This is a genomic window from Agrobacterium sp. O3.4 (genome assembly GCF_041414895.1).
GTDB classification, from domain to species: domain Bacteria; phylum Pseudomonadota; class Alphaproteobacteria; order Rhizobiales; family Rhizobiaceae; genus Agrobacterium; species Agrobacterium cucumeris.
The window spans coordinates 2,531,395-2,543,466 of record NZ_JALPZP010000001.1; the positions used below are offsets into that span (position 1 = coordinate 2,531,395).

Annotated in this window: 12 protein-coding genes and 1 tRNA gene; 5 read left to right on the plus strand and 8 right to left on the minus strand. The window is 58.1% G+C overall.

What is annotated here, in order from left to right:
- Positions 1 to 74: 74 nt before the first annotated feature.
- From M0412_RS12355 to M0412_RS12365, 3 genes are all read right to left on the minus strand, one after another.
- Positions 75 to 1,067 carry a BMP family protein gene (locus M0412_RS12355; RefSeq protein ID WP_142840759.1) on the minus strand — a complete coding sequence of 331 codons (993 nt, stop codon included), beginning with the start codon at positions 1,065 to 1,067 and terminating at the stop codon, positions 75 to 77.
- 214 nt (positions 1,068 to 1,281) lie between these two features.
- A complete protein-coding gene (gene msrA, locus M0412_RS12360; protein WP_269700508.1) occupies positions 1,282 to 1,932 on the minus strand; it encodes a peptide-methionine (S)-S-oxide reductase MsrA in 651 nt (216 codons plus the stop codon).
- 76 nt (positions 1,933 to 2,008) lie between these two features.
- Positions 2,009 to 2,326: a hypothetical protein gene (locus M0412_RS12365; protein WP_142841240.1), complete on the minus strand. Its 318-nt coding sequence runs from the start codon at positions 2,324 to 2,326 to the stop codon at positions 2,009 to 2,011.
- A gap of 220 nt (positions 2,327 to 2,546) precedes the next feature.
- Between M0412_RS12365 and M0412_RS12370 the strand changes: the two genes are divergently transcribed.
- The 5 genes from M0412_RS12370 (at position 2,547) to dnaJ (ending at position 7,953) form a co-directional block, all read left to right on the plus strand.
- Positions 2,547 to 2,636, plus strand: a tRNA-Ser gene (locus M0412_RS12370).
- 234 nt (positions 2,637 to 2,870) lie between these two features.
- A complete protein-coding gene (locus M0412_RS12375; RefSeq protein ID WP_269700511.1) occupies positions 2,871 to 3,512 on the plus strand; it encodes a DUF2239 family protein in 642 nt (213 codons plus the stop codon).
- 76 nt (positions 3,513 to 3,588) lie between these two features.
- Positions 3,589 to 4,506, plus strand: a complete 918-nt coding sequence (locus M0412_RS12380) for an alpha/beta fold hydrolase (RefSeq protein WP_269700513.1) — start codon at positions 3,589 to 3,591, stop codon at positions 4,504 to 4,506.
- A 321-nt stretch (positions 4,507 to 4,827) separates the two neighbouring features.
- Positions 4,828 to 6,729 (plus strand): molecular chaperone DnaK, encoded by a 1,902-nt coding sequence (gene dnaK / locus M0412_RS12385; RefSeq protein ID WP_269700515.1) that lies wholly within the window; start codon positions 4,828 to 4,830, stop codon positions 6,727 to 6,729.
- A 90-nt stretch (positions 6,730 to 6,819) separates the two neighbouring features.
- Positions 6,820 to 7,953 (plus strand): molecular chaperone DnaJ, encoded by a 1,134-nt coding sequence (gene dnaJ, locus M0412_RS12390; RefSeq protein ID WP_035219642.1) that lies wholly within the window; start codon positions 6,820 to 6,822, stop codon positions 7,951 to 7,953.
- 70 nt (positions 7,954 to 8,023) lie between these two features.
- Here the strand turns inward: dnaJ and M0412_RS12395 are convergent, their stop codons facing one another.
- The 5 genes from M0412_RS12395 to M0412_RS12415 form a co-directional block, all read right to left on the minus strand.
- A complete protein-coding gene (locus M0412_RS12395) occupies positions 8,024 to 8,575 on the minus strand; it encodes a DUF924 family protein (RefSeq protein ID WP_142840754.1) in 552 nt (183 codons plus the stop codon).
- Between the two features lie 13 nt (positions 8,576 to 8,588).
- Positions 8,589 to 8,801: a SlyX family protein gene (locus M0412_RS12400; RefSeq protein WP_013635242.1), complete on the minus strand. Its 213-nt coding sequence runs from the start codon at positions 8,799 to 8,801 to the stop codon at positions 8,589 to 8,591.
- Between the two features lie 148 nt (positions 8,802 to 8,949).
- Positions 8,950 to 10,455: a tripartite tricarboxylate transporter permease gene (locus M0412_RS12405; RefSeq protein WP_142840753.1), complete on the minus strand. Its 1,506-nt coding sequence runs from the start codon at positions 10,453 to 10,455 to the stop codon at positions 8,950 to 8,952.
- 9 nt (positions 10,456 to 10,464) lie between these two features.
- Positions 10,465 to 10,926, minus strand: a complete 462-nt coding sequence (locus tag M0412_RS12410; RefSeq protein WP_046799131.1) for a tripartite tricarboxylate transporter TctB family protein — start codon at positions 10,924 to 10,926, stop codon at positions 10,465 to 10,467.
- A 100-nt stretch (positions 10,927 to 11,026) separates the two neighbouring features.
- Entirely contained in the window at positions 11,027 to 12,010 is a 984-nt protein-coding gene (locus tag M0412_RS12415) for a tripartite tricarboxylate transporter substrate-binding protein (RefSeq protein ID WP_142840752.1), read from the minus strand.
- Positions 12,011 to 12,072: the final 62 nt, after the last annotated feature.

A 12,072-nucleotide genomic window follows, 5' to 3' on the forward strand; every position in this document is an offset into this window, starting at 1 on the left:
CTAACCTCTCCGAAGGCTGGATATGAAAAGGGCGCAAGATGAAAATTCATCATGCGCCCCAGTTACATATCATATCATTTCGGGCAGGAGTTGTCCGCCATATAGTCATGGACCTTGACGGTACCGGCAATGATGTCGGCCTTCGCCTTGTCCACGGCGGCAATCATCTCAGGCGTGATCAGGGCCTTGTTGTTGTCATCAAGCGCATAGGCCACGCCGTCTTCCTTGACGCCGAGCGCCACGATGCCGGGGGTGAACTTGTCGTCCTTGGCATCCTTATAGGCGTTGTAAACGGCCAGATCGACGCGCTTGACCATGGAGGTCAGGACCGAACCCGGATGCAGGTGGTTCTGGTTGGAATCGACGCCGATCGAGAACTTCTTGTTGTCGGCGGCGGTCTGCAGCACACCGATACCGGTCGCACCGGCTGCCGCATAGATCACGTCCGCACCCTGGTCGATCTGGTTCTTGGTGAGTTCGCCACCGCGCACCGGATCGTTCCAGGCAGCACCCGTGGTGCCGGTCATGTTCTGGAAGACTTCGATCTTGTCGTTGGCCGCCTTGGCGCCCTGGGCATAACCACAGGCAAACTTACGGATCAGCGGAATATCCATGCCGCCGATGAAGCCGACCTTGCCGGTCTTGGAAGCCATGCCCGCCAGAAGACCGACGAGGTAGGAACCTTCATGCTCCTTGTAGACGACGGAGCGGACATTCGGCAGTTCGACAACGGAATCGACAATCACGAATTTGGTGTCGGGAAATTCGGCTGCAACCTTTTCCATGGCCGAGGTCCAGGCGAAGGACACGGCAATGACGGGGTTGAAGCCCTTGCTGGCGAAGTTGCGGATGGCCTGTTCGCCCTGCGTGTCGCTGGTCGGCTCAAAGTCACGGTACTCGATACCCGTTTCCGCCTTGAACTTTTCAGCGCCGGCCGCAGCGGCTTCGTTGAACGACTTGTCGAACTTACCGCCCGTGCCATAGACCAGCGCCGGCTTGACATCCGCAGCGAGCGCGGAAGCCGACATTGCGGCAAGCGCAAAAAGCGTCAGAAGGGATTTTTTCATTGTGCAGCCCTGTTGTTGCAATTGATATTATAAGGGTCCTCCCGCAATCCCGTTTGCCGGGAATGTCTGCGGAACCGCCAACCGTTATACCGGCTGTGCTTGCCTCATATCCTTGCATGGCTCAATGAAAAATTCATCCGGTTTTTTTGACCCGGTGGAAAAACTTTTATCTGGCGCTTTTTTGGTCTTTCCACCGGGGCGACCTGCAAAAAATCTAGTCGATATTGCAGCTTACGCCGGTTCCCCGCAAGCCGCAGTAGCCACCCGGGTTCTTGGCAAGATATTGCTGATGATAGTCCTCAGCGTAATAAAAGGTTTCAAGCGGGCCGATTTCGGTGGTGATTGCCCGTCCATGGCCTGCCGCCTCCAGAGCCTGCTGAAAAGTATCGCGCGCCTTTTGCGCCTGCTGCAGCTGGCCTTCGGTCGTGGCATATATGGTCGAACGATAGGTCGTACCCACATCGTTGCCCTGCCGCATACCCTGGGTCGGATCATGCTCCTCGAAGAATATCCTGAGCAGGCCCGACAACGGGATCACAGCCGGATCATAGACGACCTTCACCACTTCTGCATGGCCCGTCTGACCGGTCGTCGTTTCCTGATAGGTCGGATTCTCAGTAAAGCCGCCGGCATAACCAACCGCCGTCACCCAAACGCCCGGCGTCTGCCAGAACAACCGTTCCGCGCCCCAGAAACAACCCATGCCGAGGTAGATGATTTCCAAACCGTCTGGATAAGGCCCCTTCAACGGCCGACCATTGACGAAATGGTTCTCCGGCACCACAAGCGCCTCTTCACGGCCCGGCAAAGCCGTCTCTTCGGTCGGCATCGTCGTCTTTTTTGAAAGCGTATCGAACAGGAACATCGGGACCTCCGTGCGGCCAATATTGCCGCTTCTCATGGTTCACAACTGCGGGCGCAAGGTCATTCAGGCTGAAAAATCAGACTGGCAGGCGCCTCATCGCCTTGTGCTTCCTGTAACCAGCCATCCAGCAAAGCAGGGACAGGGCGAGGAAAAAAGCAAATGCGGGCAGCGCCGACAGCGCGTTTTCAATAAAGCGCCACGCTTCAGGGTGAATATAGTGACCCACGGCGGCTTCCACCATGGTGCGTGAGGCAGGAAGAAGATAATTCCAGACGGAAAGGATGCCGGTAATATTGACCGAGGACGTGGAAACCGAGCGGATCGAATCAAGCACACCCAGAAAAACCGCTGCCAGAAGGAGAAGAAAGCTCAAAAAACGCAAAAAAGCTTTCATCAGGACACCTCGGTTATGGTCCATCTCTTCAACGGACATGCTTTGATACATATAGCGCATCGATAAAGGCGGTAAAACCCGTTTGCAACCGCATCGAAATGCAGGAAATTGCCGACATTTCAAAAAACTGTCAGATTCGTGTTGATCCCTGCGAATTCATCGGTATATATCGCGCCGTTCCAGTGATTTGCATTCTTCAAAACATGCAGATTTGAAAAAAGGACAGGTGGCCGAGTGGTTTAAGGCGCACGCCTGGAACGCGTGTGTGCGTGAAAGCGTACCGTGGGTTCGAATCCCACCCTGTCCGCCATTTTTCCCAAACAGTCAGATAAGCTCACGACTTAGCGTCGATTGTGGCTTTCTCCTTCGACACGCCTTTTCTTTCCCGCATGCCGTATGGATTTGCAGACTACAGGGTTGCCGCACACAGCAGCGCTCGCGTGACGGACCAATCCTGGCATCACATTTCCTTTTTACCCGGGTGTAATTGACGAAATTGTTTTACCCGGATATTAATTGCGACATTCATTGTGGCGAGTGTGACATGTCGAATCCCCCCAGCAGGCCATGCACAGCCTTTTCCGGCGACCGATTACTGCTCAGCGGTCTTCTGGCCGAAGTGGCCATCGCGATCCGCCGATTGGGCGAGACGGACAAAACGATCCTCGTATTCGACGATGCCACAGGTCGTGTCGTCGATCTCGATCTGCGTGGCACCGATACGGAAATCGTTGAACGGCTCTCCCACCTGCCAAAGGCAATTGTGCGAAGCGATCGACCGGAGGCCGATACAACGTCCGGCCCGACGGTTTCGGAGGAAGGACAGAATCCGAAGAGCCGCGGACGACCGAAACTGGGGGTCGTCGCCCGCGAAGTGACCCTGCTGCCGCGACAGTGGGAGTGGCTTGCCGCCCAGCCCGGCGGCGCTTCAGCGGCATTAAGGCGTCTGGTGGACGAGGCCAGAAAGGCTGGGCATCCGCATCAGGAAAAGCGGGCGGCACAGGAGGCCGCGTATCAGTTCATGCAAGCGATCGCGGGAAACCTCCCCGGCTATGAGGAAGCGATACGAGCTCTTTTTGCAGACGACCGCCCCGCGCTGGAAGAACGGACCACATCATGGCCCGCAGATATCAGGGCCTATGCCCTGCGCCTCGCATTCAGGTCGCACGACCGGCGGCATTCTTGACGCGCCGGGAAACAGAACACCACGAGCAGAGCAGAGCCCATGCCCTGTTTCCAATGATTTCCGCTGGAGAGCAGCCATGAATATTGCAAGATCCAATGGCATCGAACTCGCCTGGGACAGTTTCGGTGATGTAACCGATGAGGCGATCCTGCTGATTTCCGGTCTGGGGACGCAGATGATCCGCTGGACGATACCTTTTTGCGAGCATCTGGCCGCAGCGGGTTATCGCGTAATCCGCTTCGACAATCGCGATACCGGCTGCTCCACCCACTTCAGCAGTTCGCCCCCACCGGATTTCGGCGCACTTGCATCCGCATTGATGGCAGGACGTCGGCCCCAGGTGCCCTATACACTTGGCGATATGGCGGCCGACGCCGTCAGCCTCCTCGACACACTCGGTATCGCAAAGGCGCATGTCGTTGGACGCTCGATGGGAGGAATGATCGCACAGGTCCTTGCGAGTGATCATCCAGACCGCGTCCTTTCCTTAACTTCGATCATGTCCAGCACCGGTAATCCCGCCCTGCCGCAGGCGGCACCCGATGTCATGGCAATGATGATGGCGCCCGCGCCTGACCCCGCCATCGATCAGCAGGGGTTTCTGGCTGCGCGCCTCGCTTTCGCCCGCCGGATTGCCAGTATCGGTTATCCGTTCAACGAAGATGCCCATCGTACCCTCCTGCTGGAAGAGGTGCGTCGAAACCATGATCCCGATGGCGTGGCACGGCAGATCGCAGGCATGGCGGTGGCAGGAGACCGACGCTCGCGTCTGGCGACGATTACAGCACTGACGCTCGTCATTCACGGAACCGACGATCCATTGATCCCGTCAGCCTGCGGTCAGGATACGGCGCTTTCGATTCCAAATGCGATTTATCTGCCGATCGAAGGGATGGGGCACGACCTTCCAGGCGAACTCGAGCAGACGGTTATCAAGGCCATTTGCAGCATGACCAAAAGGAAAAACTTCGCGGGAGCACCACACCCCACGTAACCCGCCATGGCCCCTGCCGTGCGCAATAGCCGCCAAAATTGAACTTCGCACGTCTCCGTCCGCCAGCACATCTGATGGTGGGACAGCATAGCGTCAAAGTCGCGTTTTCCCGTTTCCGCAAGCGTTGATGGCTATGCTTCCGCACAGACTGAGGTTTCCTGCGCTTTTTGCTGCGCTTACCCCTCTCTTGCGCCTTGCAGCAGGAAAAATCGCTCCTTATATACGCCGCAGAACTGCAGCGAATGTTGCAAATCCAAGTCAAGGAGTTGCCACAAGAATGCCTCACGGGGTTCCGGCAGCTCGCTTCAAGGAGAGAAGAGCATGGCAAAAGTAATCGGTATCGACCTTGGCACGACCAATTCCTGCGTCGCAGTGATGGACGGCAAGGACACGAAAGTAATTGAAAACGCGGAAGGTGCACGCACCACGCCGTCCATGGTGGCATTTTCCGACGATGGCGAACGCCTTGTCGGCCAGCCGGCCAAGCGCCAGGCCGTCACCAACCCGACCAACACCCTGTTTGCGGTCAAGCGCCTCATCGGCCGTCGTTATGAAGACCCGACCGTTGAAAAGGACAAGCACCTCGTCCCCTTCGAGATCGTCAATGGCGACAATGGTGACGCCTGGGTGAAGGCGCAGGACAAGAACTATTCCCCTTCGCAGATTTCCGCGATGATCCTTCAGAAGATGAAGGAAACGGCTGAATCCTATCTCGGCGAAAAGGTCGAGAAGGCCGTCATCACCGTTCCGGCCTACTTCAACGACGCGCAGCGCCAGGCAACCAAGGATGCCGGCCGCATCGCCGGTCTTGATGTTCTGCGTATCATCAACGAGCCGACTGCAGCTGCACTCGCTTACGGCCTCGACAAGAAGGACGGCAAGACGATCGCCGTTTATGACCTTGGCGGCGGTACCTTCGATATTTCCGTTCTGGAAATCGGCGACGGCGTCTTCGAAGTGAAGTCGACCAACGGCGATACCTTCCTCGGTGGTGAAGACTTCGACATGCGTCTGGTCGAATATCTGGCCGGCGAGTTCAAGAAGGATCAGGGCATCGACCTGAAGAACGACAAGCTCGCTCTGCAGCGCCTCAAGGAAGCTGCCGAAAAGGCAAAGATCGAACTTTCGTCTTCGCAGCAGACCGAAATCAACCTGCCCTTCATCACGGCTGACGCTTCCGGTCCGAAGCATCTGACGCTGAAGCTCACCCGCGCCAAGTTCGAAAGCCTGGTTGACGATCTGGTGCAGCGCACCGTCGCACCTTGCAAGGCGGCGCTGAAGGATGCCGGCGTTACCGCAGCCGAGATCGACGAAGTCGTTCTCGTTGGTGGTATGAGCCGCATGCCGAAGGTGCAGGAAGTCGTCAAGCAGCTGTTCGGCAAGGAGCCGCACAAGGGCGTGAACCCGGATGAAGTGGTTGCCATGGGCGCCGCCATTCAGGCCGGCGTTCTGCAGGGTGACGTCAAGGATGTTCTGCTGCTCGACGTGACCCCGCTGTCTCTCGGCATCGAAACGCTGGGTGGCGTCTTCACCCGTCTGATCGATCGCAACACGACGATCCCGACGAAGAAGAGCCAGACCTTCTCGACCGCCGAAGACAACCAGTCGGCCGTGACCATCCGCGTTTCGCAGGGCGAGCGTGAAATGGCGCAGGACAACAAGCTGCTCGGCCAGTTCGACCTCGTTGGTCTGCCGCCGTCGCCGCGTGGCGTTCCGCAGATCGAAGTTACCTTCGATATCGACGCCAACGGCATCGTGCAGGTATCCGCCAAGGACAAGGGCACCGGCAAGGAACAGCAGATCCGCATCCAGGCCTCCGGTGGTCTGTCCGACGCCGACATCGAAAAGATGGTCAAGGACGCTGAGGCCAATGCCGAAACCGACAAGAAGCGTCGTGCGGGTGTCGAAGCCAAGAACCAGGCAGAAAGCCTTATTCACTCCACCGAAAAGTCGGTGAAGGAATATGGCGACAAGGTTTCCGAGACCGACCGCAAGGCGATCGAAGACGCCATTGCCAGCCTGAAGACGGCGGTTGAAGCTTCCGAGCCTGACGCCGACGACATTCAGGCGAAGACCCAGACCCTCATGGAAGTTTCCATGAAACTCGGTCAGGCCATCTATGAAGCACAGCAGGCCGAGGCCGGCGATGCTTCTGAAGGCGGCAAGGATGACGTCGTCGATGCCGACTATGAAGAAATCAAGGACGACAAGAAGTCCGCATAATCGCGTGGCTTCCCTACTCCTCACACCATATGCAAGACATCCGGCTGCCGACGTGCAGCCGGAAATCCATTTGCGGGGCTTGTTAACTTAATGGCGAAAGCAGACTTTTACGAAACACTCGGCGTCAGCAAGACCGCGGACGAAAAAGAGCTGAAAAGCGCCTTCCGCAAACTCGCGATGAAATACCATCCGGACAAGAACCCGGATAACGCCGAATCCGAGCAGAAATTCAAGGAAATCAACGAAGCATACGAAACGCTGAAGGACCCGCAGAAGCGCGCGGCCTATGACCGTTTCGGCCACGCCGCGTTTGAAAATGGCGGCATGGGTGGTGGCGGCATGGGCGGTGGCGGTTTCGCCAATGGCGGCTTCTCCGACATCTTCGAAGACATTTTCGGTGAGATGATGGGTGGTGGTCGTGCGCGCCGCTCTTCCGGCGGGCGCGAGCGCGGGGCCGATCTTCGCTACAATATGGAAATCACGCTGGAGGAAGCCTTCGCCGGCAAAACGGCGCAGATCAGGGTTCCGACCTCGATTACCTGTGACGTCTGTTCCGGCTCTGGCGCCAAACCCGGCACCCAGCCCAAGACCTGCGCCACCTGTCAGGGTTCCGGCCGCGTGCGCGCCGCACAGGGCTTCTTCTCGGTGGAGCGCACCTGCCCGACCTGCCATGGTCGCGGCCAGACGATTTCCGATCCGTGCGGCAAGTGCCACGGTCAGGGTCGTGTGACGGAAGAGCGTTCGCTCTCGGTCAACATTCCCTCGGGCATCGAGGATGGCACGCGCATTCGTCTACAGGGCGAAGGCGAAGCCGGCATGCGTGGCGGCCCAGCGGGTGATCTTTATATCTTCCTGTCCGTGCGACCGCATGAATTCTTCCAGCGCGATGGTGCCGACCTTTATTGCACGGTGCCAATTTCAATGACGACGGCAGCGCTTGGCGGCACCTTCGATGTCACGACACTCGATGGTACCAAGTCGCGCGTCACGGTTCCGGAAGGCACCCAACCGGGCAAGCAGTTCCGTCTGAAGGGCAAGGGCATGCCGGTGCTGCGTTCGGCGCAGACTGGTGATCTCTACATCCAGATTCAGATCGAGACGCCGCAGAAGCTCAGCAAGCGTCAGCGCGAGCTGTTGCAGGAATTCGAACAGCTCTCCTCCAAGGAGAACAATCCGGAATCGACCGGCTTCTTTGCCCGGATGAAAGAATTCTTCGACGGCTGATTGTCGACGGCTACGTTCATTAATAATAACGCCGCCATCCTTCGGGACTGGCGGCGTTTTCATTTCTGGCTCAGCCGGAAAAGCCACCTTCATCAAGATATTGCCGTTCCTCCGGCGTCGTTTCCCGCAGCAATATGTCGTTGCGATGCGGAAAGCGACCGAAACGCTCGACAATATCGCGATGTTCTTCGGCATGGTGCAGATAAAGCCCGCCAAGCGGCTGGTTCAAGTCACAGGCGCGCTGCTGGGCCGCAATATCCTCGGCATGGGAAAAGGGCAGATAGAAGAAAACGCGCAGATCCTCGCTCACTGCCTGATCGTGACCACGGCGTATGGCCTCATCGGCAAACAGACGTGCCAGCGGATCGGTGGCGTACATATGGGCGGTGCCACGAAAGCAGTTGCGCGGGAACTGGTCGAGAAGAAGCATCAGGGCAAGACTGCTTTCTGCACCGGCGAGCCAGCCATCCAGTTCACGCCGTGCAGCAGCGAAATGGGCATCGCGGAAGCGGTCGTGAAAGTGATTGTCGAAGGCGGTATCCTTGTCGAACCATTTGTCCGGCCCGGCCTTTTTCCAGAAATTGGTGATTTCGGCGGCAAGTGCGGCTGTGTCGTTTTTCATCGGGTGCTCCCTGTCAGTAATGCGGTGGCCGGGTGATGGCTGGCGCGTCCAGCGATTGCTCCTCAAGGCTCAGGAACCGTTCCGTCAAGCGGTCGAGCTTGGCGCGGGTCTGCTCCACCACCTTCCACTGTTCCGTCAGCTGATCGGACAGTTCCTCGATGGTCTTTGCCTGATGCGCGATCGTTTCCTCAAGCGCAATGATCCGTTTTTCGGTTTCCGACGTCATATCGACCTCTCTTTCCCGCCCTTCCTTGGGCTTAAAAGCGCGGGAGTCAACCATATGTCGCTTTCGTGAAGCGAATTCGTCACAACCGATCCAGACACAAAAAAGCCGGCGATGCTTCCATCGCCGGCGTCTCAGGGTTTGATATTGCTCAGTCTTCTTCCACAAAAACCTCTTCACGTTTCTTCTTCACGCTGGGCAGGAAGACGATGATCAGGACGGCCAGAGCGATGAAAAGCAGGGTGGCGCTGATCGGGCGAGTGACGAAGGTCGTCGGATCGCCACGCGACAGGATCATGGCGCGACGCAGATTTTCCTCCAGCAGCGGTCCGAGCACGAAGCCCAAAAGCAGTGGGGCAGGCTCGCAGCGCAGTTTCACCAATACATAGCCGATGAAACCGAAGAAGGCGACGGCATAGAGATCGAAGACGTTGGAATTGACGCTGTAGACCCCGATGGCGCAGAAGGCCATGATGATGGGGAACAGCACGTAATAAGGCACCGTCAAGAGCTTCACCCACAGCCCGATCAGCGGCAGGTTGAGGATGACGAGCATCAGGTTGCCGATCCACATGGAGGCGATGATGCCCCAGAACAGCGCCGGCTGTTCGGTTGCAACGTTCGGACCCGGCACGATGCCCTGAATGATCATCGCACCAATCATCAACGCCATGACCGGGTTGGCTGGAATGCCAAGCGTCAGCAGCGGGATGAAGGAAGTCTGCGCGCCGGCATTATTGGCCGATTCCGGACCGGCAACACCGGCAACCGCGCCATGCCCGAATTCTTCCGGGTTCTTGGAGACGCGTTTTTCCACCGTGTAAGAGGCAAAGGCCGCAAGAATTGCCCCACCGCCCGGCAGGATGCCGAGAGCCGAGCCGATAACTGTGCCGCGCAGCACCGGGCCGATCATGGCCTTGAAATCTTCCTTCGACGGCATCAGGCTACTGACCTTGGCGATCAGCACTGACCGGGTGCGTTCGTTCTCGAGATTGCGCAGGATTTCCGCAATACCGAAGACGCCCACGGCGACCGCAACGAAGTTCAGGCCATCGGCATATTCGCGGATGCCGAGGGTGAAGCGCGGCGTACCACTATAGATATCCGTACCAACCAGACCAAGCAACAGACCGAGCACGACCATGGCCAGCGCCTTGACGATGGAGCCATGGGCAAGTGCGATGGACGAGACAAGGCCGACGACCATCAGCGAGAAATATTCAGCGGCACCGAATTCCAGCGCGATCGCCGTCAGAGGCGGCGCGAAGATTGCCACGAGGAAGGTGGAAACCGTACCCGCGAAAAACGAGCCGATGGCGGCGATTGCAAGTGCAGCACCCGCCTTGCCTTTGCGTGCCATCTGGTAACCATCAATGGCGGTCACGGCGGAGGAAGACTCCCCCGGCATATTGATGAGAATGGCCGTGGTGGAACCGCCATATTGCGCGCCGTAATAAATGCCGGCGAGCATGATCAGCGAGGAGACGGGCTCAAGCTGAAAGGTGATCGGCAGCAGCATGGCGATGGTCGCCGTTGCGCCGATGCCCGGCAACACGCCGATGAGGGTGCCGAGCAATACGCCGATCAGGCAGAAAAACAGGTTTGCCAGCGACGAAGCGGTGACGAAACCGAGAGCGAGATTATTGAGCAAATCCATCGGGGCGCCTCAAAATTTAAGCCAGGGGCCGAAGCGCTGGAATGGCAGGCCGAGACCATAATTGAACACAGCAACGGAGAAGACCGTGATGGCGGCGGAAATAACGACGGCCATCAGCGGGCTCATCTTGTGCGAGGCGAAGGCTGCGATAAGCGCGCTGAAAAACAGTGCTGGCACGAAACCCAATCCGCGGACCGTGAAGCCGAAAAAGATCGGCGCGGGCAGGATGAAAAAAATCCCCCGCCAGGCGATGGCGCCGATGACATCACCCTGCACGCGGGTGGCGCGGAAGAATATGACGCTGCCGAGCAGGATCAGCACGATTGCCAGAACAAGCGGGAAATAACCCGGCCCCATGCGAAAGGCGGTTCCGATTTCCAGCCCGAAGGATTGCAGGGCAAAAAAAGCGCCAAAACCGATGAATATGGCCCCGCAGGCTGCTTCGGCAGGGTCAATGAAAAACGACTTCATGAAAGATGCCCCTCCACTGCGGCCGGCAATACACCGTTCCGCGCGTTAAAAATGACGGCAGAAAACCGGCGGCGAAACGCCGCCGGTCACTTCCTGATCATCAATCGGCATATTGGCCGGCGGACTCGATAACCGGCTTCCAACGAGCGATTTCGCTTTCAAGCTTGGCCTTGAGTGCCGCAGGCGTCGCATCGCTTTCAGGGGAAGGCGTGGTGCCGAGTTCGGCAAAACGAGCCGCGACGTTCTTGTCCTTCAGCGCGACCTGCAGCGACTTGGAGAGCTTTTCGTTGATTTCGGCAGGCGTGCCCTTGGGCGTATAGATGCCGTGCCAGATACCGACTTCGAGTTTCGGCAGACCTTCTTCGGCGACCGTCGGCACATCCGGAAGCACGTCGAGCCGCTTGGCCGTGGTTACGGCATAGGCCTTCACGGTTCCGCCCTGGATCTGCTTGGTGGTGTTGGTGGTCTGGTCGCACATGATATCGACCTGGCCGCCGAGCAGGTCGGTCATGGCCGGGCCTGTGCCCTTGTAGGGAACGGTGACCAGCGGCGTCTCAATGGCGCTCATGAACAACATGCCGCACAGATGCGATGCGGCGCCGATGCCGGCATTGGCGACGGTGACCTTGTCCTTGTTCGCCTTGGCGTAGTCGATCAGACCCTTGAGGTCCTTCGTCTCGAGGTTCTTGCGCGACAGAATGGTCATCGGCACTTCGGTGACCAGACCGACATATTCGAAAGCGTTTGTCGTGTCATAGGCGAGCTTGCGATAGAGCGTGGCGCTGGTTGCCATGCCGATATGGTGCAAGAGAACCGTGTAACCGTCCGGATCTGCCGAAGCCACACGGCCAGCGCCGAGCGTGCCGCCCGCGCCGCCGACATTTTCGACGATGATCTGCTGGCCAAGATCCTTCGACATGGATTCGGCAACAAGGCGCGCTACCGTATCCGTCGGGCCACCGGCAGCAAAAGGCACGACCATGGTGATGTTACGCTCGGGATAATTCTGAGCGGATGCGGACAGCGCAAAAAGGGAAACGGCAGCGGCGGCAGCAAGGCCGGTGACTGTCTTCAGTATTTTCATCGATTCCTCCCGGATGAAAATTTTCGCCACTTCAGCCGCGCATACTCCTCTATGGCGGCCGG